The 261-nt window shown below is 36.4% G+C and carries 1 protein-coding gene; it reads right to left on the reverse strand.

Going from position 1 to position 261, the window contains the following annotated elements; genetic code table 11:
- On the reverse strand, nucleotides 1-261 hold a 261-nt coding region (locus tag ADH54_RS06945; protein WP_049524565.1), incomplete at both ends, for an SspB-related isopeptide-forming adhesin.

Consider the following 261-nt stretch of genomic DNA (forward strand, 5'->3'; position numbering starts at 1 on the left):
ATCTGCCGTTACCTTGTAGTAGTTGACTGAGCCTGCCAAGACCTGTTTACCACCGATGTTCACGCCTGCTTTATTCAAATTCTTCTTGGTAGGTTTCACGGTAGGAACGTTATTTACAACTGTATCTGTTTTATAGCCGTTACCAAAATCAACTTGATAAGCTGTATTTTCAAATGATTTCCCTGTATTTCGTAGTTTTTCCTTGGTTACCATTGGATTAATAATTGTAACCGATTTTCCTGATTTAATATACTGGTTAAA

Origin of the sequence: Streptococcus pseudopneumoniae (assembly GCF_001072315.1) — a bacterium.
Lineage (GTDB): Bacteria > Bacillota > Bacilli > Lactobacillales > Streptococcaceae > Streptococcus > Streptococcus pseudopneumoniae_R.